33 protein-coding genes and 1 tRNA gene are annotated in these 23,426 nt (G+C 60.2%); 11 read left to right on the plus strand and 23 right to left on the minus strand.

All coding sequences use genetic code 11. From position 1 onward, the window contains the following. The first annotated feature begins 194 nt into the window (after positions 1–194). Positions 195–392 (plus strand): hypothetical protein, encoded by a 198-nt coding sequence (locus AC0L20_RS29425; RefSeq protein WP_085353591.1) that lies wholly within the window; start codon positions 195–197, stop codon positions 390–392. On the opposite strand, the gene AC0L20_RS29430 is transcribed toward AC0L20_RS29425, so the two are convergent. Both AC0L20_RS29430 and AC0L20_RS29435 read right to left on the minus strand, forming a co-directional pair. Continuing rightward, complete coding sequence (locus AC0L20_RS29430) at positions 389–514, minus strand: hypothetical protein (protein ID WP_106943514.1); 126 nt, start codon at positions 512–514, stop codon at positions 389–391. The two genes, AC0L20_RS29425 and AC0L20_RS29430, sit on opposite strands and share 4 nt — an antisense overlap. A gap of 75 nt (positions 515–589) precedes the next feature. Next, positions 590–820, minus strand: coding sequence for a hypothetical protein (locus AC0L20_RS29435; protein WP_007610151.1), 231 nt, complete (start codon positions 818–820; stop codon positions 590–592). A 281-nt stretch (positions 821–1,101) separates the two neighbouring features. On the opposite strand from AC0L20_RS29435, the gene AC0L20_RS29440 reads away from it, so the two are divergent. Then, the gene (locus AC0L20_RS29440) at positions 1,102–1,395 is read left to right on the plus strand and encodes a hypothetical protein (RefSeq protein WP_247398192.1); all 294 of its coding nucleotides are present in this window, start codon (positions 1,102–1,104) and stop codon (positions 1,393–1,395) included. 67 nt (positions 1,396–1,462) lie between these two features. Here AC0L20_RS29440 and AC0L20_RS29445 read toward each other — a convergent pair whose 3' ends face one another. After that, on the minus strand, positions 1,463–1,627 hold the full coding sequence (locus tag AC0L20_RS29445) for a hypothetical protein (RefSeq protein WP_007610153.1): 165 nt from the start codon (positions 1,625–1,627) through the stop codon (positions 1,463–1,465). Positions 1,628–1,921: 294 nt separating this feature from the next. On the opposite strand from AC0L20_RS29445, the gene AC0L20_RS29450 reads away from it, so the two are divergent. From AC0L20_RS29450 to AC0L20_RS29465, 4 genes are all read left to right on the plus strand, one after another. After that, positions 1,922–2,683, plus strand: coding sequence for an SIR2 family NAD-dependent protein deacylase (locus AC0L20_RS29450; protein WP_473294121.1), 762 nt, complete (start codon positions 1,922–1,924; stop codon positions 2,681–2,683). Between the two features lie 198 nt (positions 2,684–2,881). Then, a complete protein-coding gene (locus AC0L20_RS29455; protein WP_018457757.1) occupies positions 2,882–3,514 on the plus strand; it encodes a cold-shock protein in 633 nt (210 codons plus the stop codon). Between the two features lie 111 nt (positions 3,515–3,625). Next, positions 3,626–4,111 carry a DUF192 domain-containing protein gene (locus AC0L20_RS29460; protein WP_473294122.1) on the plus strand — a complete coding sequence of 162 codons (486 nt, stop codon included), beginning with the start codon at positions 3,626–3,628 and terminating at the stop codon, positions 4,109–4,111. A gap of 112 nt (positions 4,112–4,223) precedes the next feature. Further along, positions 4,224–4,300: transfer RNA gene (locus tag AC0L20_RS29465), tRNA-Pro, on the plus strand. Between the two features lie 100 nt (positions 4,301–4,400). On the opposite strand, the gene AC0L20_RS29470 is transcribed toward AC0L20_RS29465, so the two are convergent. The 6 genes from AC0L20_RS29470 to AC0L20_RS29495 all read right to left on the minus strand — a co-directional run bounded on the left by AC0L20_RS29470 (position 4,401) and on the right by AC0L20_RS29495 (position 10,322). After that, positions 4,401–5,267, minus strand: coding sequence for a hypothetical protein (locus tag AC0L20_RS29470; protein WP_473294123.1), 867 nt, complete (start codon positions 5,265–5,267; stop codon positions 4,401–4,403). A 96-nt stretch (positions 5,268–5,363) separates the two neighbouring features. After that, a complete protein-coding gene (locus AC0L20_RS29475) occupies positions 5,364–7,589 on the minus strand; it encodes a phage tail tape measure protein (RefSeq protein WP_473294124.1) in 2,226 nt (741 codons plus the stop codon). Continuing rightward, on the minus strand, positions 7,586–7,912 hold the full coding sequence (locus AC0L20_RS29480; protein ID WP_473294125.1) for a GTA-gp10 family protein: 327 nt from the start codon (positions 7,910–7,912) through the stop codon (positions 7,586–7,588). The genes AC0L20_RS29475 and AC0L20_RS29480 overlap by 4 nt, the downstream gene beginning before the upstream one ends. Beyond that, entirely contained in the window at positions 7,905–8,312 is a 408-nt protein-coding gene (locus AC0L20_RS29485) for an HK97-gp10 family putative phage morphogenesis protein (protein WP_473294126.1), read from the minus strand. Before AC0L20_RS29485 ends, AC0L20_RS29480 begins: the two co-directional genes overlap by 8 nt. After that, positions 8,309–9,940: a terminase large subunit gene (locus tag AC0L20_RS29490; protein WP_473294127.1), complete on the minus strand. Its 1,632-nt coding sequence runs from the start codon at positions 9,938–9,940 to the stop codon at positions 8,309–8,311. Before AC0L20_RS29490 ends, AC0L20_RS29485 begins: the two co-directional genes overlap by 4 nt. Further along, positions 9,918–10,322 (minus strand): phage terminase small subunit P27 family, encoded by a 405-nt coding sequence (locus tag AC0L20_RS29495; protein WP_473294128.1) that lies wholly within the window; start codon positions 10,320–10,322, stop codon positions 9,918–9,920. Before AC0L20_RS29495 ends, AC0L20_RS29490 begins: the two co-directional genes overlap by 23 nt. A 44-nt stretch (positions 10,323–10,366) precedes the next feature. Here AC0L20_RS29495 and AC0L20_RS29500 point away from each other — a divergent pair, with 44 nt between their 5' ends. Next, complete coding sequence (locus tag AC0L20_RS29500) at positions 10,367–10,594, plus strand: hypothetical protein (RefSeq protein WP_473294129.1); 228 nt, start codon at positions 10,367–10,369, stop codon at positions 10,592–10,594. 2 nt (positions 10,595–10,596) lie between these two features. Here the strand turns inward: AC0L20_RS29500 and AC0L20_RS29505 are convergent, their stop codons facing one another. Next, positions 10,597–11,073, minus strand: coding sequence for an HNH endonuclease (locus AC0L20_RS29505; protein ID WP_473294130.1), 477 nt, complete (start codon positions 11,071–11,073; stop codon positions 10,597–10,599). A gap of 50 nt (positions 11,074–11,123) precedes the next feature. Between AC0L20_RS29505 and AC0L20_RS29510 the strand changes: the two genes are divergently transcribed. After that, on the plus strand, positions 11,124–11,876 hold the full coding sequence (locus AC0L20_RS29510) for a hypothetical protein (RefSeq protein ID WP_473294131.1): 753 nt from the start codon (positions 11,124–11,126) through the stop codon (positions 11,874–11,876). A gap of 12 nt (positions 11,877–11,888) precedes the next feature. Here the strand turns inward: AC0L20_RS29510 and AC0L20_RS29515 are convergent, their stop codons facing one another. From AC0L20_RS29515 to AC0L20_RS29570, 12 genes are all read right to left on the minus strand, one after another. Next, positions 11,889–12,209 carry a phage head closure protein gene (locus AC0L20_RS29515; RefSeq protein WP_473294132.1) on the minus strand — a complete coding sequence of 107 codons (321 nt, stop codon included), beginning with the start codon at positions 12,207–12,209 and terminating at the stop codon, positions 11,889–11,891. Then, entirely contained in the window at positions 12,209–12,625 is a 417-nt protein-coding gene (locus AC0L20_RS29520) for a DUF3168 domain-containing protein (protein WP_473294133.1), read from the minus strand. The genes AC0L20_RS29515 and AC0L20_RS29520 overlap by 1 nt, the downstream gene beginning before the upstream one ends. Continuing rightward, positions 12,625–12,915: a head-tail connector protein gene (locus tag AC0L20_RS29525; protein WP_473294134.1), complete on the minus strand. Its 291-nt coding sequence runs from the start codon at positions 12,913–12,915 to the stop codon at positions 12,625–12,627. The genes AC0L20_RS29520 and AC0L20_RS29525 overlap by 1 nt, the downstream gene beginning before the upstream one ends. A 635-nt stretch (positions 12,916–13,550) precedes the next feature. Then, on the minus strand, positions 13,551–13,892 hold the full coding sequence (locus AC0L20_RS29530; RefSeq protein WP_473294135.1) for an HNH endonuclease: 342 nt from the start codon (positions 13,890–13,892) through the stop codon (positions 13,551–13,553). Continuing rightward, positions 13,892–14,443, minus strand: coding sequence for a hypothetical protein (locus tag AC0L20_RS29535; protein ID WP_473294136.1), 552 nt, complete (start codon positions 14,441–14,443; stop codon positions 13,892–13,894). Before AC0L20_RS29535 ends, AC0L20_RS29530 begins: the two co-directional genes overlap by 1 nt. A gap of 17 nt (positions 14,444–14,460) precedes the next feature. Further along, positions 14,461–15,594, minus strand: a complete 1,134-nt coding sequence (locus tag AC0L20_RS29540; protein WP_473294137.1) for a phage major capsid protein — start codon at positions 15,592–15,594, stop codon at positions 14,461–14,463. A gap of 16 nt (positions 15,595–15,610) precedes the next feature. Next, positions 15,611–16,117 (minus strand): HK97 family phage prohead protease, encoded by a 507-nt coding sequence (locus AC0L20_RS29545; RefSeq protein WP_473294138.1) that lies wholly within the window; start codon positions 16,115–16,117, stop codon positions 15,611–15,613. Between the two features lie 2 nt (positions 16,118–16,119). Further along, positions 16,120–16,389 carry a hypothetical protein gene (locus tag AC0L20_RS29550; RefSeq protein ID WP_473294139.1) on the minus strand — a complete coding sequence of 90 codons (270 nt, stop codon included), beginning with the start codon at positions 16,387–16,389 and terminating at the stop codon, positions 16,120–16,122. After that, positions 16,386–16,709 carry a gene transfer agent family protein gene (locus AC0L20_RS29555; protein WP_473294140.1) on the minus strand — a complete coding sequence of 108 codons (324 nt, stop codon included), beginning with the start codon at positions 16,707–16,709 and terminating at the stop codon, positions 16,386–16,388. The genes AC0L20_RS29550 and AC0L20_RS29555 overlap by 4 nt, the downstream gene beginning before the upstream one ends. Next, positions 16,706–17,305, minus strand: a complete 600-nt coding sequence (locus AC0L20_RS29560; RefSeq protein WP_473294141.1) for a hypothetical protein — start codon at positions 17,303–17,305, stop codon at positions 16,706–16,708. The genes AC0L20_RS29555 and AC0L20_RS29560 overlap by 4 nt, the downstream gene beginning before the upstream one ends. A gap of 80 nt (positions 17,306–17,385) precedes the next feature. Continuing rightward, the gene (locus AC0L20_RS29565; RefSeq protein ID WP_473294142.1) at positions 17,386–18,615 is read right to left on the minus strand and encodes a phage portal protein; all 1,230 of its coding nucleotides are present in this window, start codon (positions 18,613–18,615) and stop codon (positions 17,386–17,388) included. Positions 18,616–19,167: 552 nt separating this feature from the next. Next, complete coding sequence (locus AC0L20_RS29570; RefSeq protein WP_473294143.1) at positions 19,168–19,371, minus strand: hypothetical protein; 204 nt, start codon at positions 19,369–19,371, stop codon at positions 19,168–19,170. A 178-nt stretch (positions 19,372–19,549) separates the two neighbouring features. Here AC0L20_RS29570 and AC0L20_RS29575 point away from each other — a divergent pair, with 178 nt between their 5' ends. From AC0L20_RS29575 to AC0L20_RS29585, 3 genes are all read left to right on the plus strand, one after another. Then, entirely contained in the window at positions 19,550–19,831 is a 282-nt protein-coding gene (locus AC0L20_RS29575) for a hypothetical protein (RefSeq protein WP_473294144.1), read from the plus strand. Continuing rightward, a complete protein-coding gene (locus AC0L20_RS29580; RefSeq protein WP_473294145.1) occupies positions 19,828–20,013 on the plus strand; it encodes a hypothetical protein in 186 nt (61 codons plus the stop codon). Before AC0L20_RS29575 ends, AC0L20_RS29580 begins: the two co-directional genes overlap by 4 nt. Positions 20,014–20,086: 73 nt before the next feature. Continuing rightward, positions 20,087–20,887: a DUF4145 domain-containing protein gene (locus AC0L20_RS29585; protein ID WP_473294146.1), complete on the plus strand. Its 801-nt coding sequence runs from the start codon at positions 20,087–20,089 to the stop codon at positions 20,885–20,887. A gap of 6 nt (positions 20,888–20,893) precedes the next feature. Here the strand turns inward: AC0L20_RS29585 and AC0L20_RS29590 are convergent, their stop codons facing one another. Next, positions 20,894–22,669, minus strand: a complete 1,776-nt coding sequence (locus tag AC0L20_RS29590; protein WP_473294147.1) for a DUF6538 domain-containing protein — start codon at positions 22,667–22,669, stop codon at positions 20,894–20,896. Positions 22,670–23,426 lie beyond the last annotated feature (757 nt).

The raw sequence follows: 23,426 nt of genomic DNA on the forward strand, positions 1-23,426 counted from the left end.
CGCCGAGTTCTGGAGACGCTTCGCGAACTCCTAACGGAAGATTGCCGCGAAGCCGATAACCCTATTCGGTTAGGTTAAAAGCCCAATCGCGTTGCGCTTGCCGCTGCTTGGGATAGGTGTGTCTGGATACGTCTGGAAACGACTTTGCCAACAAGCGACTTTGGCCAACAAGCAATTTTGCCAAGAACGAATTCATGACACCTTTTTCAGAACCGAGTTTTTATCAGGGCGACCGCCACACCTACCGGCGCGTCGCCATCGTCGGCACGCTCTTTTGTCTGGCTTTCGTGGTGATCAGCGTCTCGCTGCGGCCACAGCTCGAGGACACGCGTGTCGCGGTCAAGGCCGACAGGCTGATGCGCACGGCGGGCCAGCCACCGCACACGAATTAACGGTCGTCGCCGGAGATCTGATGGTCGGCGCAATTCCCTGGGCACGCGGTGCCATGTGAGGCGAGCGCCACGAAACCGGCGTAACCGGACAGGTTGAGCAGGACTTCGAGCCAAACGGGCATGTCGGCCTCTTTTCTCCTTGAAGGCTACGGCAACGTGCGCGCGAAGCGCATGTTCCCGGACAAGACGGACTGGCCTCAAAGCGGGGTGGTGGGGTCGAGCCGCCGGCCGAGGGCGCCTACGGACTCGCTCGACGGCTGTTCCTTAAGGAACTCGGCAATGGCCCGCGCCAACTCGCCGTCGCTCATCGGCGTCGGCGGCGGACGCAGCGTGCCGACACCGAAACTGCGGACGATCTCGTCGTAATGCTGATCGCCGGATCTGGGAACCAGCCTGCGGATACGAGCCAGCAATTTGGATATCGGCACTTTATCCTCCTAGCCGCTCCCCGCTGGCAGCAATTGGGCTGCGTTGCCAATTTGCTGTCCGTGAAACTGAAAACCCCGCCAGCATTGGTGACGCTGACGGGGTCTTCGTGCTGTTGCCTCAACCAGATGGCGGAGGCGTCCGCACTTAAACAAACAATTCGCGGAACGCGCGCCTGTTCCATGCGGGGCGGATTTAATCCGAGCTCGGTTCCACAGCCTTGCGCGCAACCATCGCAACGCGCCGGCGTTGTCTATGCGAGATACGAAGGAGGAGATTCATGATGAGGAAGACACTGGCAGTTCTGGCTACCGTTGCGGCCGTCGGCGTAACCGCGGTCGCGGCGCCTGCGCCCGCCGAGGCGCGCGGCCGCGGCATCGGTCCGGGCCTCGCATTCGGCCTCGCCGCCGGCGCCATCACCGCGGGCGCCGTCGCCGCGTCCCATCCTTATGGCTACGGCTATGGCCCGGGGTATGGCTACTATGGCGGCCCCGCCTATGCCTACGGCCCCGGTCCGTACGCCTATTACGGTGATGGACCGTACTACCGCCGCCACCATTATTACCGTCACTGGTAACGGCTGACCAAATGAAAAGCCCGGAGCAACGCTCCGGGCTTTTTTCATGCTCGGTGATCAGGTGTCGTTACGGCCAGAGCGAGGGCCGCTCCACCTTGCGCGCGTTGTCGAGCGTCGACACGAAATACTCGTCACGCTCGCGTTTGAATTTTTCCTGGGTGGCACGGAAGGCGGCGACACGGGCGGCGATCTCTTCGCGTTCGCGGATTTTACGTTGTTCGTCCTCGGTCATTTCAAATCCCCTCTGCACGTGAGTATGTGTCCTACTGAACTCAAGCACTGCCGCCGCAATCACGTTGAGTCGCGTCAACACATGCATTGGCGCTTCTGATTGGGGCGTCAATGGGGAGGAGGCATTGCAGGATTGTGATAAGCGAGGGTCGGAAAAAATTGCCGACCACGTCGTGCGCCGCAGTGGATAACCGCGTCAACAATCTTGTCGCTTGCGCATGTTGCAGCTAGCGCAAAAACAAATCAGCAGAACCGATCGGCCAAGCCAATCGGCAAAGCAAAACGGGAGGCCGCGTTGATTGCATCGGATCTTCGCAGCGGCGTCGAGCGTCTCGGCGACATGATCGCCGAAGCCAAACGGATCGTGCCGTTCACCGGCGCCGGCATCTCGACCGAGTGCGGCATCCCCGACTTCCGCTCGCCGGGCGGAATTTGGACGCGCAATCGCCCGATCCCATTCGACGAGTTCGTCGCCAGCCAGGAGGCGCGCGACGAATCCTGGCGCCGGCGCTTCGCGATGGAGGAGGTCTTTGCGGCGGCCAGGCCCGGCCGCGGCCATCGCGCGCTCGCCTCGCTCTACCGTGCGGGCAAGGTTCCCGCGATCATCACCCAGAACATCGACAATCTGCACCAGGCCTCCGGCGTCGCGAGCGACCACGTCATCGAACTTCACGGCAACACCACGTATGCGCGCTGCATCGGATGCGCTCAGGCCTATCCGCTTGATTGGGTGAAGCGCCGCTTCGACGAGGAGGGCGCCGCGCCCAACTGTACCGTGTGCGACGAACCGGTGAAGACCGCCACGATCTCCTTCGGCCAGATGATGCCCGAGGACGAGATGCAGCGCGCGACCGCACTGTCGCAAGCCTGCGACCTCTTCATTGCGATCGGTTCCTCGCTGGTGGTATGGCCGGCCGCGGGCTTTCCGATGATGGCGAAGGAAGCAGGTGCACGTCTGGTGATCGTCAATCGCGAGCCCACCGAGCAGGACGATATCGCCGACCTTGTGATCCGCCACGACATCGGCGAAACGCTCGGGCCCTTTGTCGGTAATTGAGGCAGCAATTTGATTCGCAGCTGTGCAAGCTGTTCATAGGTTCCGCCGAATCTCTTTTTTGTCTATGCGTCGCAACCGGGAGTGTTATCTTTTGAGTCGAAAGATTCGCGTCGCGTCGAGTTGAGAAGATTCTCTAAAGACGCGTGATTCGGCGCCGCCATTCAGGCGGGTTGCATGGCATGTGTGGGGTCCGGGGTTATGGGGTCGTCGGACGGATTTGAGTCCAAGAAGGTCGGAGTTCCCGCGGTGGGCGAACACGGCGGTGGCGGTCGCGACAGCGCACTCAGTCCGTTCACCGGACTTGGTGAGAGCAGCGCCAACCTCGTCGAGGTTCACGGCGTCATCAAATGGTTCGACGCATCAAAGGGCTACGGCTTCATCGTTCCCGACAATGGCTGGCCCGACGTGCTCCTGCACGTTACCGTGCTTAGGCGCGACGGCTTCCAGACCGCCTACGAGGGCGCCCGTATCGTCGTCGAGTGCATCCAGCGCGCCAAGGGCTACCAGGCGTTCCGCGTCGTCTCGATGGACGAGTCGACTGCGATCCATCCGGCGCAGATGCTGCCGCCGCGCACCCATGTCACGGTCACGGCGACCAGCGGGCTGGAACGGGCCCAGGTCAAATGGTTCAACCGGCTCCGCGGTTTCGGCTTCCTGACCTGCGGCGAGGGCACGCCCGACATCTTCGTGCACATGGAGACGCTGCGCCGCTTCGGCATGACCGAGTTGCGGCCCGGCCAGTATGTCCTGGTCCGCTTCGGGCCCGGCTCCAAGGGCATGATGGCGGCCGAGATCCATCCCGAGACGGGATCGCCGGTCTCGTCCCACTAATTCCATTCCCGCGATCGTGAGCAGAGGCGCGCTGGCTGGCCGGCGCGCCTCTGGCTTTTCCGGCGACCGCCACGTAAGGACTGGTCCAGTCCCACGCCTCGAGAGCCATCCATGAATTTCGATCGAAAGGCCGTCTTCGCCGTTGCGAAGGGCTGGCTTGCCGCCATCCTCGTCATCGCCAGCTTTGCCGTTGCGAGCGCGCCCGTCCGCGCCGCCAGCTTCCAGCCTCTCGAGATCGTCACCAGGAACGGCGTGCAGGTGTTCTTGGTGGAAATGGCGACCACCGAGGAGGAGAAGCATACCGGCCTGATGTACCGCAAGGAATTGGCGGACGGCAAAGGCATGCTGTTCGACTTCAATCCCGAGCAGGAGGTGTCGATGTGGATGGAGAACACCTACGTCTCGCTCGACATGATCTTCATCCGTGCCGACGGTCGCATCCTGCGCATCGCCGAGAACACCAAGCCGCTGTCGACCAGGATCATCTCGTCCCAGGGGCCAGCGCGGGCTGTTCTGGAGGTGGTGGCGGGAACGGCGCAGAAATACGGCATCCGCCCCGGCGACCGTGTTGGCCACCCGCTGTTCGGCAGCAAGTAGGCGGAAGGGGCTTATTGCCCCGCCCTGGCGGTCTTTTGGGAAGCTTGCTGGTACCTTTGGAAGGCTTGCTGGCGCTTTGGGAAGCGTGTATCGACGGGGCTCGCCGGACATTCGGGGTATAGCGCAGCCTGGTAGCGCGGCAGTTTTGGGTACTGCAGGTCGTTGGTTCGAATCCAGCTGCCCCGACCATTTCTAGGTTTCCGTAATGAAATCAACCAATTACGACGATGCAACCGATCGAAAATGGTGCAATTCGTAACAGTCGTTTGGGTGCCTAAGTCGGGGCACTTTAGGCGCCTATACCATGCCAAGGACGGCCTGCTTCCTCCAGTTTTGCGATGATCTTGCGATGGCTTTCGGCGCGCCTCTTGGTCATCGATTTGTCGGGATGCATCTTGGCAACTTTGGCGTCCGACGCCTTGGCGCCGTATCGCTTCCGGGCGCATTGCTGCACAACCCAGGCGTCTGTTAGCTCAAGCTCCCGGCCTCGAATCCTGATCAGAAACTTGTCCCCGGCAGGGCTGGTCGTTGCCGCGATCAGAGCGTTGAGGCGCGCCTTGTATTGGCGCGAAGACCGCCCGGGCTGGGGATGCGGGGAGGGCGTGGTTTCCAGTTCCTGAAAGACCTGATCCATCGGAATAGCGCGCTTGGCTTCCCGGTGTTTGCGCACCCGAGCGGCCGTCAGCTTTCGCTCATGGGCCTTCTTTGCGGCAATCCGCTGCTCTAGCTTCCGTCGCGCGTCCCTAGCTATGAGCGCCCGAAACTTGGCAAGGGGCAAAGGAATGTCAGCGGATGCTTCGCCCAGGCGCTCGCCCATGACGTAGTGATTCCCTGCCAGAACCAGTTCATCGTGGCTAGCTTCGCGCGGTGCTTTGGGCTCGGTGGTCTCTTCCGGTGGAGCCCCGGTGACGAGCGGCGGTGGTTCGCCGCCGTCGAGCGCGTCCAGCGCCGCCATCAAGTCGTCAAAGGCGGTATCGGGCGCATCGCCGCCGATCGTGACACAGCGCCCCGGCTGGCAGCCATCGGGGAAAAGGCCGCGCTCCAATTGTTCGTCGGTGAATCCCGCCATTCCGGGCTCGGGATAGTGGCCTGCGCTTTCCTGAGAAAAAGCGCTATACTGGTATTCAGGTTCGGACGTTCTCTTAAGCAACGGCACGTTCGGGCTCCTTCTAAACCCCCAGCGCGTCGCGGTGCTGGGGGTTTTATTTTGGCTCTAGGAGTGAATATAGCGGGCAGGGGAAGGCGCGATCGGTCAGCGCTTCAGAACACCCCCGGGCCGCATTTGCTGCCTAAGAGTGTCCTCAATCGTCTTCTGAATGTGGGCCTGTGCCGCCTTCGCGACCGATGCGCCCATTTCGCGATGATCAGCAGCCGACATGCCGGCGTTGCCCTGAACGTTGACGCTGATCTGGGGCGCGATCACGTGACCGCCCGCGATCCTAGATGCAGCCCCGCCGCCAACCATGCCGCCATCCGCGAACCTGGGCGCACGGTTGATTTGCTCCAACAGCGTCCGGTGTTTGGCCGTTGAGGCCGCGTTGACGACGAATTCGCCCGGGCTGAGCCGGGCCACAACGCGGTCATCCCTGGGGCCGCCTGGACCCGACACTTCGCCGCCGTTCGCGAACATGGGGAAGCTGAGGCCACCGGTCCCGGCGCCAAGGCCGGATGACATGGTGGGGCCGAACATGCCGCCCATTGATCGCATCAGCGGCTGAACGATCAGCATTTTGATCGCGGCCTCTTCGATCGCCCGAACGATGTTCTTTGCCATGCTGGCGAAGCCGTCGCTGACGCTCTTGGTACCGTCCAGGATGTCGGTCAGGCCGGTGGTGAGCGACGATGACATGGTGTTGCCGATCGAGCGCATGGCCTCATTGGTGCGCATGGCCTGCGCTTCAACCGAGTTGAGGGCGGTGGCAACGTCCGGGTAGAGGCCCCTAAGCTGTTCGGCAATCTGAACGTCCTGGGGATCGAGTAGGGCGGTTTGACTGCCCCGCTTGATGGACAAGGCCACGCTGGCCTTTTCCACGGCCTGGGTTGCCTTGCCATAGGCCTCAGTGACTTCCTCAATTCGTTTGCGCTGTTCGTCGGTAACGACGCCTTCGCCCTTGCCAGCCGCCGCATTGGCCTGCATGGCGACTTCCTGTAGCTGGGCCGCGATTTTGTTGCGCTCGCGGGCGGCGGTGCTCAGGTCGATGCTTTGCGCCTCCGCATTCATTGCGGCGGTGCGCTTGTCGATACTGTCGGCAGCCGTGCCGAGCTTGTCCACATTGCTGCCGGTGCTGATTTTGGTCGGCGCCGCACCGGTGCCGCGCGACTTCGGAGCCTCGGGGCCTTCCGGAACGCCGCGTTCTGATGCGTCAATTTCAGCCTGCAACTGGTCGCGCCGACGCTTCAAAGCGTCCTGGGGCTTCTCAGCGCCGATCGCGTCATAGATCGACGAAACGCCGGGAATGTTCGTTACCTGCGGCAACCCGCCCAGGGCGGTGCCATTTTTGATCGCGTCATTGACCGCCGCGAGTTCGTTTCGCTTCCGCGCCGTCTCGGACGTGAGACCGAGCTTGTTTGACCATTCGACGGCTTTGGCGATCAGATCGACCGTTTCTGCCCAATGCCCTTTGATCGTGAGCAGAACCGACGCGAGATCGTCCCAGCTAGGCTTCAACGCGGTCGAGAGGCGCTGATGCGCCAATTCCAATTGGAGGTCCATCTCTTTGGCGCGCTGAACCAGGGCGTTGCTGAAAATGCCATCCGAATTCGCAGCGGCTGCCTTGATGGATGCGAGCATGCTGTCGGCGGAGGTTTTGCCTTGCCGCATGCGATCAATGAGCTGACTGCCGAACATTTTCTCGCCCAGGTCATAGGCGGCGGCTTGCTGGCCGATCGACTGCAACTGAATCATGGCCTTGAGAACAGCCTGAATTCGATCTTCCTGGGTCCGCGAGTCCCGGAACAGGACCAGGCCCTCAAGGCGCTGGCCCGCGCTCTTAGCCAGCGTCTCGTTATAGACCCGCAAAGCCTTCTCAACGTCGGTGATCTTCTCTTCGCCAACGGTCCATTCCGACACGTCAATAGGCGATCTTTCCTTGGTCGCCGTGAAGGCGTGGTCAAGGGCGGCTTCTAGCTCGCCCGCCTCAACCTTGAGCTTCCGGGCTTCCGCCGTGAATGCCTGAAAGAAGGCGGGCGCGACGCCAGCGTTCTGGGACTTGTCGGCGAGATCGACCATATCCTTGAGCTGTTGGCGTGCACCATCGATCGCAGCCGACATGAGCTTGAAAGATCCGACGACGAGCGCAACTTTGCCCGTGACGCCAAGCGCCATGCGGGCCGCACTACCGGCCATAGAGGCACCGATAGCCTCGTTCATGTCGATAAACTGCTTTGCGATCTGGCGCGTCGCAGATTGGGTGAGCGAGCTGGTCTGTTTCAAACCTTCCTTCAACTGCTCAAGGTTGACGCTGACAGGGATTCTCAATTTGCTTCTCCGATGAAGAGCGCCGTCAAGACTTCGTTGGCGAGGATCACGTTCGGGCCAAGCGGCTTGCCGCGCACATGGGCATTCAGAAGACCTTCAACGTCGTGTTCCGGCAGCCCTCCACCCAACAAGCCAAGCTCCACCACGCGCTCAACATCGTCGGCGGTGTATGCTCCGGTTTCAAACCGGGCGAGGGCGGCGGAGGGCGAAAAGCCGTTGATGCCCCGCCAAGAGATCACGCGTTGCACCCAACGGTCGGCCAAGGTGAAGGTGTGGGTCCCTCCGGCCCAGGTGATTTCGCGGGCGCACTTGTCGTCAATCATTGTTCAGAACCTCGTTAATGCCGTCTTCGATCGCCTTTTGCATGTCGTCGCGCATGGCGTTGTAGGTGTTGAAAAAGAAGGGCCGCGCTGCCTGTCGGCTGTTGCCGAATTCGAAGCCCTCCGCGTAGTCATAGGGCTCGCCGCTGCCGTCGCGGACTTCCTTCGTGGTGAGCGCGCCGCCCGCCTGAACGATGAATTCGAGATCATGGGAGCCGGGCACCACAACGCAGGACTCTTCAAGGTGGCCCGTTTCGCCGGGCGCTTCCTCTAGACCCTGCAATGCCTCGCGCTGGGCAGCCGAAAGCCGCTCCGCCTGTTCGCGGACGACTTCCGACAATTGCTCGGTAAGCTTGTCGGGCAGAGAGTCCAGATAGGCTTCAAAATCGTCGGTATCGCTCATTCGAGCACCAGCATGTCCGCAGTAATCGCGGGGTTATCGAGGAAGGAACGGCCTGTCTCGCCCGCAGCCGCGCGCGAAACAGCCATCCAAGTTGCCGCTGCGCCGTCGATCCGATCGGTTGACTTTGATTTTTGAATGATGCGGTTGTCATTCGCATCCTTGTGGATTGCGACGTTGGAGAAGTTCCAACGCAACACGGGATGGCCGCCGTGGCGAAAGTTACCACCGATGATCGCGGCCTCAAGTGTGTTGAGCGCGGGCGATTGCGTAACCCAGCCCTGTCGTATGGTGACGACCGGAAAGCCTTCCTCTAGCAGCGGGGCCATAACCGCTTGGGCATAGGCCACGTCAAAACCAATCTCTTGGACCTGAAAGCGCTCCGCCAGGTTGCGGATGTAATCCGCCACGGCGGCGTTATCGATCACGTTGCCAGGGGTGGGTGTAATGAAGCCTTCCTTGGCCCAGGACGAATAATTCACGCCGTCGAGATCGCCGCGCTTTCGAATGTCATCTTCCGGGCAAAAGAAGTGCGGCAACACCGTGTAAGTCTCGCCATACCGGAAGCAGGCGACGACCGACGAAAGGTCGGTGGTCTTGGACATATCGACGCCAATCCAGCACGGCGCCCCGCGCAACGCCTCATAGTCGATCAGTTCGGCGCCCTTGTCATAGGTCGCCATATCAACAAAGGGCGAGGTCGAGTGGTCTAGCCAGACGTTGAGCTTGTATTGGCGCAAACTGTCGCGCTCGGTGGGGCTATCCTTTGCGCGCGCGACATGGCGCCGGAAGCCGGCAACAGACGGATATCCGTGAGCGCTGCCCGGGTTGACACGCTTCCAAAGCTCTTCGTCGGCATAGTCGCAATCAGGGGCCGCCTCGAAGAGGACCGGGAGCAATGTCGGGTCGGTGATCTCGCCGCGCGCGATCTTACGGGCGCGCTCAATTACCTCGTATGCGATGTTGTCCTGACCGCGACCGGCCGTCGTGGCGACGACAAGCAAGCTGTTGTCGATCTTGTCGAGGCCGTTGGTCAGGACCTTCCAAAGCCCGTCGCCGCGCCAGACGTGAATTTCATCGGCGAGCACGAATGAAGGCGTGCGACCTTCCTTGCTCGGTGCATCTGCCGAGATGACTTCCAGCTCGGTCCCGTCGCGCGGATAGGCAATCTTTTTGGCGCTGTTGAAGGCGTCATAGACCTTCGTCACTGGGACTAGGTGCTTTGCATCGGTCTGAACGATGCCGCGAGCTTCCTTGAACGCGATACCGGCTTGGCTGCGGTCGCTGGCAGCAAAGATCACCTCGCCACCGGAAACCCGTTCGGGGCCGATGGTGTGAAGCAGGGCCAGGGCGGCGGACAGGCTCGTTTTGCGGTTGCCACGCGGGACCAGGATTACAACCGTCGATACGATCCGGTTACCGCTGCCGTCGCGTGGCCCATAGATAGCACGAACAATGCGTTCCTGCCACGGATCGAGCTGGAATTGCTTGCGGGGCAGGCTGGATTTGGGGTGCTTCAGGCGTCGCAGGAACGCGACCGCTCGCTCGCCATAACCGAGCGGGTCGGGGATCGGCGAGTTGTCATAAATCCAATGCGGATAGGTATCCTTAGAGGGCGAGCGGGTTGTCATCGTCGCCTTCGTTGTCGTTTTCGCGGACTGCCGGTCGGGACCGGGATACTGGGGTCAAGCCAAGTTCGGCCGCGAGTTGGCGCGCCGTCACCATGGCCTTGTCCTGCATGCGGAAGAGCTTTGGATCAATGCCAGCGCGCAACAGCTTCTCAAGCTCGCGGATGCGTCCGATCGCGATGCAATAGCTTTCGAGGCTGCCGAGATCGGCAACGGTTAGGATGCGCCGCTTTGCAAGCTCTGGCATGACGCGGCGCCATTCGGCTTTCGCCGCCTTGCCCAACCAGGACGGCGGCTTAGTCGTGGCGTCGAGCGCATTGCTGTCGGCCGACAGCTCTGGTTTACGGCCCCTCATATTTGCCCCCGAATTCGACGGGGGTTGCATCGCGATTGGGTGCAGATACTCTTCAGCCGGGCTGAGGAGAATCGATGGCCAAAAAAACTATTTCTAGTGGCGATTTGGGTTGGATGATTATTGAGGAATTGAGAGCCGGCGGACTTGGCCCGATAGGGCTTTCGGTCGTTTCGGATGGTGACAAAGGTGAATGGCGCGTTGTCATCGCGGGAAGAAACCGCGACCGCATGCGCCCGGGTGATCACCGGCGGCTTGCGGCTATAGTGGAGAAGCTCAAGCGCGTTTATGTGTTGTCTGACTAGCATCAATCGACCCTCGCAAACTCGCCGAAGTGCTTGCGCGCGGCGGTAACGTAGGCTTCCGCTGCCGCTTCCTTGGTGGTGAATGTGCCCAGGTTGAGAGTGCGATCGTTCACGTGGATCGACGCGCGAAAGTTGCCGTTCGGGGTCTCGCGGACGCCTTTGATACCGAGCTTGTTGCGGGCTTTGCGGCCCTGCGCTGTCTGCCGGGGGGAGGCCAAGCGGAGGTTTGCCCAGCGAAGATTCGTCGGGTCCTTGTCTCGATAGCTGACGCTGCGGGGCGGCCATTCGCCGGTCATGCAGAGCCATGCAAGGCGACTGGCGAGGTAAGTGCGGTAGTCAACCTTGACATAGACCAGGCCATCGTGCGGCCTGGTCCAGCCGACAATCTTACTGGCTCGGGCAAACGTACCGGTCGCCGGGTCATAGGTCAGCACTTGGCGAAGGCGATCAGCGGCAAGTTGTCGTTTTCGGTGGGTCACGCCGCAATCCTCTCGACAAACTGGCAACGGGTCGGCAGGTTGCGTCGATCATGAAAGACACGAACTTGCCGGGCCTCAGCCCGCTTTGGCTTATTTCGCTCAGCCTGATTTTGGGCACAGTCATCGTTGTTTTGATGCCGTTCGCCATAAATGGTGGCGAAGCTATCAAGGCATCGGACTGGATTGGATTTGCCGGAAATGTGGTGTCGGGCGCTTTCACTCTTATCGCCGCAGGCGCCGCGTGGTTTGCCGTTCAGCGACAAATTCTTGCGCAGCAGCGCATCGCCGATGGTCAGGTCGCGATTGAACGGTTGATCATTATGCAACAGCGGGTTTCCACTCTTCAGGCCGACGATCGGCTTTTCTGGGACGCCAAAGCCATCGCGATGATGATCCCGCAGATGATTCCAATCTTTTTTCCTAAGGTGACCGCTACGATTGCCGCTTGTGACAATGCGTTCGCTGAGCTCACTAAAATGAGGGAAAGTTTGCTGGCCAAAGCAGAAGAAATCGACATTGGAAGGAGCAATGTTGCCGGCCTGCTGGTCGGCATTAGTGAACGTGCCGCCGCCAAGGTCGCAATTGCAGAACTTAATTCCGCGATGGTCGACGCCCTCAAGGAGGTGCTTGAGGCGAAGTCCGTAGCTCAAAAGGTGGGCGCTGTGACAAGCCCCGCTTGTTCGACCATAGTGGATACTTCGAACGTTCAGCGGCTTTGTGACGCATATATTGCTTCGACCAATACGGAAATTCACCGGATTGGTAAGTTGATCCAAGTAAATGCCGCAGTCATTGGGATCTAGACGGCTCATGGTTTAACCCCCGCCGACCCGCTCGCAACTGACGTCCATCCCGACGCGTCGGCCGATCTCGGTGATGCCGGTGATCTCATATTGCTGCCCCTCATAGAGCAGCCGGTCATTGAGGCTGAGGGTAGCGAAGTAATACATGCGGAACGTCAGCACCGCGTCGGTGGTGTGCCCGCGCGCATCTTCCCGGTCGTCGGTGGCGTTCTTGAGCAGTTGCGCGCGCATCGTGGCGAACGTGGTCCAGGTCTCTACGGGCGTGCCGTAAAGGTCGAGGCCGGTGGTGCGGCGCTGAATCTCGATGAGGCGATCAAGGTTACCCGCACGCATCAGTTCGCCTTCATGATCGCGGCGGCGGTGACCACGCCATGGCTATAGGAGCCGTGTGGGTCGCGCATGAAGTGGGTCTGGGTCACCATCAGGTCGTGACAGGTGAAGTTGTCCAGGACCAGGACGCCACCCACCTGGGCGTCAACACGCAACGCCTCAACGATCGCGCCAACAGCCTGTTTGCACTGAGCGAGGCCGGCTTCCTGAAACCAGACGTGCAAGGTGGCGAGGGTGGTCGAGTCCCAGCGCCGAAAGTTGGTCTGGCCTTCACCGATTTGGACGCACGGCATGCGCTCAGGGCGGCCGTTGGCGTCAATGATCGCTTCGGGATCGACCAGCGCCAGCAGCTCTTCGGACGCGATCAGGCGCGCCCGGATGAGCTTTTGCAGGTCATAGGAGGGGTCAGAGTTGGTCATCAGCCGAAGCAAAACGCGCGGTAAGGGGCCAAAAGATCGATGAATCCAAAGGGCAGTTCCTGGGCGGTGACGCCCACCACGGAAGCTTCCCGGTTGGCATAGAGATGAGCGGTCAGTTGCAGCACGGCTTCGTTCACTGGGGCCGGGGTGCCGTCCGCGTCCACATTCGAGGCGGTATAGAGGCCAACCCAAGCCTTTGCGGCCGCGAGCTTGTCCGTAAGCAGGGCGTCGTCGGCGTCGATCGTTACGTTCAGGTGGGCTTTGGCTTGGTCCAAGGTGATGCCGGGCATGGTCGAAAAACTCCAATTAGGCGCGGTCTTGCGTGACCCGGGGGCACCGGTCGCGGGCGTTTCTTGCGAACTTTCGACCCGCCCCCCGGTCTAGCTCTTCGAACACAAGTGAGCCGACGCGTTTGCGGTAGACGCGCAACGCACCATCGATCGAACAGACGAGCTTGTGAAACTCAGTCTGGAATATAGCGCTGCGAGTAGGTCGAGGCGTGTGCTTGCGTGTCGGTGTGGTCAGCGTCCGCTCAACGGTCCATCCTTGGCTGAGGCGCCAATAGAGGAGCTGAGGTGATTGACCGGTGTGCTTGGCCCACCCACGAATAGTGAGGGTCAAGCCATCGTGGGTTAGCGTGAGGGCTGGCATTGGTTATTCCTGTTGGCTCTACGTCTTGCGGTTGGCGTTCTGAGTGGCTGGTCGTGCTTGGCGGCCTCAGTGACTACCTTTGTCGCGTAGATGCGGACGCGCATGGGCTCTAGGCCGGCGAGGGCACAGACAGCGTTGAAATCCTTGTTCGGCTTGGTGAGCCAATCGCGCGTGGTAAGCTGCTCATTCCGGCGCCAGTTGAGTCTGGTCGAGAGCGGTTCGGTCGCGTCGATCAACGCTTGCTGGATAACAGCGCACCACAATTGCTTTTCGCTCATTGCTGGCGTTCCCGCGATTGCTTGCGGCTTGCGTGGCAAGGCGAGCTGGCGAGGGGCTGCCAGTTGGAGCGGTCCCAGAACAGCTTCATGTTGCCGCGATGGGGAACCTTGTGGTCGACGCAATCGGCAATGCGACCACAGCCGCATGAACAGAAGCGGTTCTGGGGCAGGGCGAGGAATTCCTTGCTCTCGCGGCGCCACTTGGAGTCATAGCCGCGCTGGTGTGCGGTGGGCCGGAGGCGGTCGGCCTCAGCCTTGCGCTTGATCTGACAGGGGCAAAGCTCGCCAGCCCAAACGAGCTTGCCGCAGCTACAGACACGACGGGGTTTGAAGGGCATTAGCGCTTGCCCTTTCCGATCGCGTTGAGTTCCGCGCGAACGTCGGCAGGCATGCCCTTGGTCGCGTCGATTGTCTCGGTGTCATCGCGCTTGCCAAAGATGGCAGCGAGCATTTGAATGCGGCCTTCCTTGGCGTTGATGATCTCTGCCGGTGTGGCGTTCCAGGTCGCTTCCGGCGTCCATCCAAGCCAACCGGTGCCGATCTGGTAAAGCTGGGTAAAATATTCCTCGAATGACAGAGGTTCGCCGGACTGCGGTTCGTCGCTCTTTTCGTTGGCGCCGCACAGCACGGGGATGAATGCGAGAAGCCGGTCGATCACTTCCGGGGCCAACAGTTCCGCAATGGTTGGCTGCCGGTGTCGGTGACCGGCTTGGGTCGCGTCGATCAGGTCATTGATGGCGGTCAGGTTTCCTTCGCGAATTGCCATATAGAGGGCCTGAAAGCCGTCGTACTTCTCATTGAGGCGGAATGCGGCTCGCAAAGACGGGCGCAAGGTCATTGTCACGCCTGGAGACAACGTGAGGACCATTTCGTCGTTTGCGAGCCGCATAGCTGTATTCCCTTCGCTTAGGTCGCGGAGACCTTGAGCTTCACGAAGCGATCGGGATGCGTCACGTCGGCGCCGACGCGCTTGCGCGCGTGGAAGCGAACCTGACCCTTGGTCGCGAGCGTGTAGGGGTCGCGAAGGATCGAAATTCCGACGCGGTCGACGATACGGTAACCCTTGAGGTCGCCGAACATGACCGGGAAGGCATTCGCAGCGATGTCGGGCATATCGACCGCTTCAACGATCGGGCGGCCAAGCAAGGTCGTCGGTGCGCCGTCCGAGATCGGGTCCAGGACCAGATAGCGGCCCATGCCATCCTTCCAGAGGCGGATTGCACCCAGGGTGTTGCGGTTCATGAGCCACACGCCATTCTGGGCGTGCGCGCCCGGAAGCTTGTGGAACATGCTGATCAGAACGTCGGCGGGCGTGGAAGCCGGGAAGTTGGTGGCGTTACCGGTAATGACGGTGGTGATGCCGGTTGCGCTCAGAAGGCCCATGGGCTGGGTCGTGCCATTGCCCTTGACGAAGTGCGTGCCCTCGCCGATGCCGAAAGCCTCACCGAATTCTGAGTGCAGCTCGCCTTCAAGGCCGTAGGCGTTGTCTTCCAGCAGCCAATTCGAAACGTCGGTGTAGGTGGCATACTCATACGGGGTGATGCCGATCTGTTCATAGGACGGCTCGCTCCCGGTGCGGTCTTCGGTTTCGCCAACGATCACAGCGGCCGGGCTGCCGGTGCGGCGCGGATATTTGACCTGACCGGCGCCGATGGTACGGACGTTCGCATACTGGCGGATGGGCGAGAACTGGCGCAAGAGCTTCAGAATCTCATTGCCGAACTCCGGCGGTGCGATAGCGGAGTTGTTGCTGACGATCAGCGACTTCTTTTCGAGGTCGTCCATCTTGTCGGCGCCGCCACGAAGGAACGCCTCGAATGCCTTGAGTTCGATCTTCGGCTCGTTATCGTTCGCGGCCTTGTTGCCGGGACGATTGACCTTGGCCTCGATACGGTCCAGGCGTTCGGTGAGCTTGCTGTTGTCGTTGGCCGCCTTCGTTTCGAGGGCCGCCTTCAACTCCGCCAGTTCCTTGGCGACGGAGGCAATCGGATCATCGGCTTCGCCGGTGTCCTTGAATTCCAGTGCATGCGCAGTCTTCATTGGGTCGTCTAGGCTCCTAAGATTTCAGCGTTGCCGTGAAACGCTTGATGAGATCGGCCACGGCACGCGCCGCGTCGTCGGATTTCGTGCCGGTGACCCGGGCACGGGGATGAGCGGGGTTGCGCACGATCGACGTTTCGAACACGTCGAGCGCAGTAATGAGGCGCCGGGCGCCTTGCTTGATCGCGGTCTTGGTTCGGAAGCCGATGCTGAGGCCACTGGCGAGTTGGCCTCGGATCATGGCGAGCACAGAACGGGCGCGCGGCCGATCCATGTGCAGCTTACCTTTCACCATCAAGCCTTCGTCTGTCTCTTTCACTTCCGTCCAAGTGCCGATTAGGTCGCTGGGGTCGTGATTGAAAAGAATCGGCATGTCGCTGACAGCGATGTTGAACGCGCCTTTTTGGATGAGGTCGCCATAGCTATCGGGGCCAGCATTGAACGGCCAAGCGATGCCGGTGATTTCACCTTCGTCGGTGACGCTCAGCGTCGCTTTGACTTCAAGACGGTCGAGGTTCGCCATTTTCAGTCCTCGCCACCTTCCTCGATGATGAGTTTGATCCACGAGCTGATATCAGCGAGACGACCAGCACCGTTGTATTCGTAGAACTGGGTCCAGGTATCCACGCCATTGGAGAATGATACTGACGTGATCTTTCCATCATCGTTGTATTCAAAGTGCTGCGAATAGTTGTCCGGTAGGATCAGCGTGCCTTGGTCATCTCGCAATCCGACGACTGAAACCGTCGGTAGCGGATTGTCTTCGGTAATAGGTGTGCCCGTGGCGAAGCTCACTTCAGTTGTTCCTTTTCGCTGGGATTGCCGCAAAGGGTCCGCTCAAGGATCTTCGCAGCGAGTTCGTATGTTTCGATGAGGGGGCGACCTTCGACATACGCCACAACCAGTTCATGGGCGCGCTTGGGCGTCATGCCGCCGCCGATCAGGGCAAGGCGGATGGTTTCGTTGATGTCGGCCTGGGCGAAGTTGCGCGCGAACAAGCGGTTTGCGATCGCGCCGATACCGGAGCCGCACTTGACTTGAAGCTCTTCGATCTCGCGCTTCGTGAGCCGGAATGAGTGCTCGCCGTCGCCAAAGAATGCGATGTACGGCGTCATGCTTCGTTGCCCCAATATGCAGGGTTTTCGCCGAACGCCTCTTCGATCGAACCGGCTGAGTTGGCGTAAACGTCGATATCTTCGACCTGCGAGGCGACGGAGATCGTGATGCCGGGCGTCAGCACCTCGCCGTAGATCAGCGGAATGGCGCTGCCCTGCTGTCCGGTTTCGCCCTGTGCAGCGCCGGCAACAGAAACATCGTTGGAGCCGCCCGTTTGTTCGGACGTTTTGGTGAGCAACGTGGAGACACCGGCAAGGGCGAGGCCGACGCCAACCAAGGCGATGTTGCCCCAGGTCATACCGCTGAGAAGGCCAGACGAGGCGAGGGGCGTGGCGAGCGTGCCGCCAGAAGCAAAAATGGCTGCGCCGACAAGAGCAGTGCCCAGAACAAGCTTCGTGGTGCCCTTGGCGCCCTGGGTCATCGCGCCGGCAGCGACTGGGATGAAATGCAGATCGGCAGCGCCAAGCCGCAAGCTGGTCACAAGCTCAAGGTCAAGCTCCATACCGTTATCGAGATCGCCGCGCACCACGCGATAGGAGCTGCCCTCAAGAGCCTTGAGGAATGTGTTGGGGAAAGCACAGTTGAGCGCGCGCACGGCTTCCGCCGCCGTGTCGATCTCGAAACGGAAGCTCTCGCGGAATTCGTCGCCAAGGGCGCCGTGCAGATAAACGGTTCTCATGCGGCCTCCGCTTGATCGTTGCCGTTGAGCTTGCCGCCGGAATGTGCGCTGCTGGTGTTGGGATTTTCGAAGGTTTCGCCACCCTCATACGCCGGGTAGCCAAAGCCGAGTTGGCGTGCTTCGTTCGGGTTCAGGATGCGAGCGGAGACGGTGGCGCTGAGCGCCTGGGCGCGCGCGAGAAGATCGGCGCGAGCGAAGCCATCCACGTTGAATTCGATGCAGTATTGCTTCCGCTCTTTTGGGGTCAGAAGCTTCAACTCAAGCTCTTGCTCGAAAGACTTGAGCCGGGGCAAGAGGGCTTGCGAGAGGAATTCTTGACCGATGGCTTCAATCGATCGCGGCTGAGCGCGATCAACCTGCATCAACATATGCAGCGGGACGCGCCAGAGTCGGGCGATTTCGGCGACTGCATAGGTCCGCATTTCGAGGAACTGAGCATCAACGCTGCTAAACGTCAGGGCTTGCCAGTTGAAATCAGCGGGCAAGATCGCGGTGCCGCCCGACTTGTTGCCACCGTGGGCAGCGTTCCAAGCCGTGGCCACCTTCGCGATTGCCTCAGCCGTAGCATTGCCTTTTGACGTGAGCACGCCGCTGGGACGGGCGCCTTTGCCGAACAGCCTAGCTGCATAACGTTCCAGAACTAGCGCGAGCGCGATGGCTTCCCGGCCTTCGCCAACCAGGCCTTTGCGGGGGTCATAAGCCGGGGTCGGCAGATGGATGAGATCAGCGCCCGCGATCTCGCGACCATCCAGCTTGTAAGTCGGCTCAATGTCGGAGTCGTCCACGGCAACCGGATTGGTCCGGGGATCAAGGCGGATCAGCTCAGCCGGCTTGCCGCCGTCAACGCGGTTGATGAGCGCGAAAGCGCCCCAGGGCTGCAACAGCGCGTCGGCCATAAGCTGGGTGCGAAACAGCGCGGCCGGGCTGAAGGTATTCGGCGCGTCATGCAAAAGGCCGTAGAGCGGGTGTTCGGGGGCCTTCTCTTTGCCGCCGTCCGGAAGCTGTCTGTAAATGTGCAAAGGCAAACTACCGGCCGCCTCGCTGATCGACCGCACAGCGCATGCCACGGGCGCGCAGGTCATTGCGGTGTGAGGGGTGACCGTCACGCCCGAAAGGGTAGGGCTCGCGCCGAATAGGTCGAAATAGAAGCCGCTCGCGTCAGCAAGGCTGGGCGCGACTTTCGTTTCTAGACCGATCAGTTGTTTGAAGCGCGAAGTGAGAGACATAACCAAAAGGGGTTGCGCGTCCGCTTGATTGCGGATGCGTGATGCAGTTCCCCGATTGTTGCTCTGAAGGTCGAGATCACGTTTGCTCGTGCGATCACCGACGCAACTATAGTCTCACGGTTTCAAATTAAGCGCAAGCGGAATTTCGGATTTTCGCATTTGTAAAGTTACAGGCGCGACGAGAGCCTTTTGATAGCGGAGGAGCTTGCATCCCGGGACGAGTCGTCCGTCACCGAGAGCGCTTCCATTCCGGAGAGGGTGAGCCTGACCAGGGCAGTGGCTGTAACGCCGTGCCGTCTATCTAATAGATATACTCTCTTACTTCTCTTCTCTTACTTAGACGACACAGCGTTACAGGATCGCCCCGGTCATGATTTCTTCTGCTTTCAATTACATAGGGCCGAGAATCGCCCCGGTCATGTAACGCTTAGGGTCAAGCTGCCCCGGTCGTGTAACGCTGCAAATCGCCCCGGTCAGTAACGCTGCGTTACAGAGTCGCCCCGGTCACGCGCGGCGCAGCGTTACACAATTCGCACCGGTCAGTTCACTGTCTCAGGATTTTAGCGACCAGGGCGGAAGCGTCGAATTCTCCGGTTCGTCCCAAATGACCTGCACAACAGCCACCGGAACGCCGTCAGTGGGCGCGATTTCGAGAGCGGCCTTCGCGGTCGGATGAATCACGCCACTGAGGTAACGGCGCCCTTCCTTATCGGCGAAGATGTTGGTGTATCCGGTGTAGGTGATGAATTTGGGCATGTTTCCTCCTTTGTAAGCAGCGGCTTATAGCGAAATTATTTTCGCGATCTAAGCCCTTGCCGGGATTCACATCCATGATCAGCTCCGGCTTACATTTTCGTGTTGACCGAAGTCGGGCGCTTGCCGGATGTCGGGAAATCGAGCATCTCGGTTCCGTTGCATCATCAATGGGGCTGACATGACTGAAAGCTTTTTGCCTAACTCTCTCTACGCGATCATTGTCGAGCGCGTGACGAACGTCGCCGGGCAGGGCGACGTTGAGCTGATCAAGATCGCAATGGGGCCGCTGTTGCATGACCGTCCCAGGTTGGCTGAGCGGCTTGCTTATTTGCAGCCGTGCCCGGTCACCGGTCGCATGACTGACAATGAGGTCAAGCACTGCCTTGGCGTGGATGGCGACTATTGGCCGAAGGAAATCTATGGAGCGGCGCTGTTGGCGACGGCGGAGGCGGGCCAATGAGCACCAAAACCGGGAGCGAAACCGTAGAGATCGGTGGCCGAACCTACACGGGTGAGTGGGAGCTAGACGGTAATATGCTGACCGTCACCGTTCCCGGCCTTGGCAGCGAGCATAACCAACTTGGAAACCTGCGGCCGGGGTGGCTGGCTCGCGATCTGATACGAAAGTTGGTGCGCAAGTAGCTCCGCAATGTTGTGCAGAATCAAACCTCGCGCTTAAATTGCGCGAGGTTTTTTTATTGTCAGGATTGCTACAGTGTCTTCAAAGAAAATAGCCCCTTCCGTCGGGTCAGACTCTTTCAATTGCCCCTCCTGCGGAGCGCTTGCTCACCAGGACTGGTTTCGCGTCACGGCTAAAGAGTATGAGAAAGATAATCGGCCGTGGGTTCCGCGCGCCGGCATTGTCGAGGAGATCAAAAACGATAGGACGATCGAAGGTGAGACGCGTTCCAACCTCGTGGCATTTTTCGAAAAGCGGCTGCTGCAACTTCCGTTTTTCGATGACCAAGAAAAAGGAACATGGTCCGGCTTGAATCTTGAGAATGTCTTTGTGAGCCAATGTTATAGCTGCAAAGCTCTCGCTCTCTGGGTATACGACAAGCCCCTGTTTCCGCCTTCCAGCTTTGCTGTCGAACCGAATGAAGACCTTGGTGACGACATCAAATTGGACTTCCGAGAAGCAGCCAAGCTCCTTGATCTGTCGCCTAGAGGGGCGGCCGCGCTCTTACGTTTATGCGTACAGAAACTTTGTATCCAACTTGGCGAGCCCGGAAAGAACATCGATTCAGATATTGCGAGCCTTGTGAGAAAAGGGCTGGAAACGAGTTTGCAGCAGGCGTTGGATATCGTCCGCGTCATAGGGAACGAGGCGGTGCATCCTGGTCAGATTGACCTACGGGACGATCGCGAAACAGCTATGAAGCTGTTTCACCTCATAAACATTATTGCTGATGCGATGATCTCGCGGCCGAAGCAAATTGCGGAGCTGTATGGGACACTGCCAGAGACCAAGCTAGAAGCTATTGCGAAGCGAGACGCCCCTAAATCGGGCAATTGAGGCCCTTCAAAGATCGGGATACCTGATTGCCTCAATCATCGTCACGCGGTCCCGCAGCGGGCCTTCCGGCATAATACCGTATCGACCGGTCGTCGTCGCCTTGGCGTGCCCCAGCAAAACGCCGTGCTGTTCGTCAAGATAGCCAGCGGCCCGGAAGGCGTCCGCGACGCCATGCCGGAAGCTATGAAAATTGTGGCGCTTGTCGGTCTTCACGCCTATCCGCTTGAAGTAGCCAGCGTAGAACCGGGAGGGCGTCCGGGAGAAGAATCCCCGAGTGTCCGGCTTCAATTCGGGGAATAGCTGAGCCTCGCCGCGCGCGACCATGGCCGCGTGGTAGTCGAGGAAGCCCAGCTTGATTAGCTCGCTATGGACGGGCACCACACGCATTGATCCCGCCGTTTTGGTGGACTTCAACCGCGAGCCCTCCCGAGTGATGTGAAAAATCCAGACGCCATGCAACTGGCGAACGTCGGCCGTCATCAACTGCGCCAGCTCACCCAGGCGCGCGCCGGTATATATCGCGATCAGCGGCAACCAATAACGCCAATCTCTGACCGCAACGTCACCGGGCTTGTGTTCCTGGTCGTCGCCAGCGCAGCGCGTGAGCAGCGGCGAGGAGAAGATGGTCCGCAACTGATCGTCCGAATACGGAAACACCTTCTGCTTTTTCTTGTCGATCGCGAGGAACATGCCCCGGATCACGTCTTGCTCAATGAACTCGTTGTTGAGCAGCCATTCGCAAAAGCCGGCGATCGCAGACAAATAGCGGTTGGTGGTGTTCTCGCTGATCCTCGGTTTGCCGATGGTTTTGTTTGCCTCAATGATCTTCCGGAACGTCATCCCCTGAAATTCTTTGATCTTGAGCGCCTTGACCGGCCAAGAGGCGAGGGCGTGCTTCCAGTCGCGGACGGCCTTCCGGGTGATCGCCGACACGTGCGAATTCTCGCCGATGAATTCAAAGAACAGGCCGACGATCACCCGATTTTGCGTCCAGGTGTCGAGGCTGACTGAGGCCTTTTTCTCACTCTCGAATCGGTCATAGAGCTCCCAGAGGCTTTCGCCTGGGGCGGCCTTCTTGCGGCCCGCCGTGGGATCTGCGGGCGCCACGACCGAATCGGTAGGGGTGCCGGACCAGTTTCCTCGGTCGCGCTCCTCTGAGCGTTCCAGGGCCTGTATTTCGGCCCGCTGTAGCTTCTGGCAAAGGTCGCGATAGGCGGGTGAGCCCTTTTCGATGAGCAGCCGCTCCCGCTCAATCACTGCATCGGCCGCCCATTCGATCGCGCCGGTCTCGCCTGTGGCGATGTGCTTGCGGACCTGGGCCAGCTTGATGGCGCGCCGCTTCTGCGCATAGGCGGGCGCATCCTTCATCACCATCAGGTCCACGGCCGCGCCGAGCTGAACGCCGGGATCGTCCGACCAAGGGACAGCCCCAACGTCAATGTCGGCAATCAACTGATTCTTGGCCGCCTCAAGCTGGGCCGATGTCGGGATGGCCGCGCGCTCGCTGCGATCGTATTCCAGAACCGCTTCATAGTGCCGCCAGACGGCCGCCTGTAGGTCACCGGGCGTTGGCTCTTGCCGCTGGGCTAGCTCTTCAAACTGCGTCCTGAACCTCGCCAGGATGGGCAGCGCGGCGATGCGCGCCGCCTTCGGCTCGCGAACCCCGGTGCTCTTCCAAATCTCTTTCTTGCCGACGATCGATTGTAGGTTTTTGGGGACCGCGAGCCGAACGTAATAGACGGCGGAACCGCCCCGCCGTTGGATGTTTGATGCCAGTCCCATCAGCCCCTCGTAATACGGAGTCGTAACAGTTGATGGGGCTACACCTACCTAATAAGCCTTTGTGATTCAATCATTTATTGAATTTGTTGAGTTTTTGGTCGGGGCAGAACCAATCCAGCTGCCCCGACCAGTCCCGAGGTGGACCAGACCCGCGCCTCAGAACAACAGCCAATCGGCGAAGCGACAGGCGATCCAGGCGAGCGCAGCTCCAGCCGAGCATGGCGATCCCGCCCAAGCCGACACGGCGCGTTCCGTGCCGACGCCCGGAGCTGCCAAAGCCATCCTAAACCCTCGGCGCTCATTCCCCGCGCGACGCGACTTCTGCGCGATTTTTCAAGGCATTGGGCGGGTCGGACGGCGCGGAAATCGTAAAACTTTGTCGAACCTTTAGGCGTCGCCCTAGACATATAGGTGTTGGGGGATTTCAGCGCCCAATGCCTAACGGACGCCGCCAAGCGATGATATTCCGCTTGCGCGGCGTTACGCTTTTCCGACCATCAGTTCGTCGCGTACCAGCCGAACGGAAACGGCAGGAACGGCCAGGCCAGCTGATTGTCGTTGGCGGCTTTGCGGGACTCTTGCTCCGGCGTCTTCGCCGGCAGAGCAGGCGGCGTCGATCGCAGCGCTAGGCGCAGACATGCACATTGCAAATTCATCGTGGTGGCCCCCGCCCGTCAATCGTTTTCAAAAATTCGCGTCAGCCTGGAAATCACCGCGCGTCCTCAAAACGACGCGCTCATTCTCAAATCGCACACAG

This window comes from Bradyrhizobium sp. Kon58 (assembly GCF_055807455.1).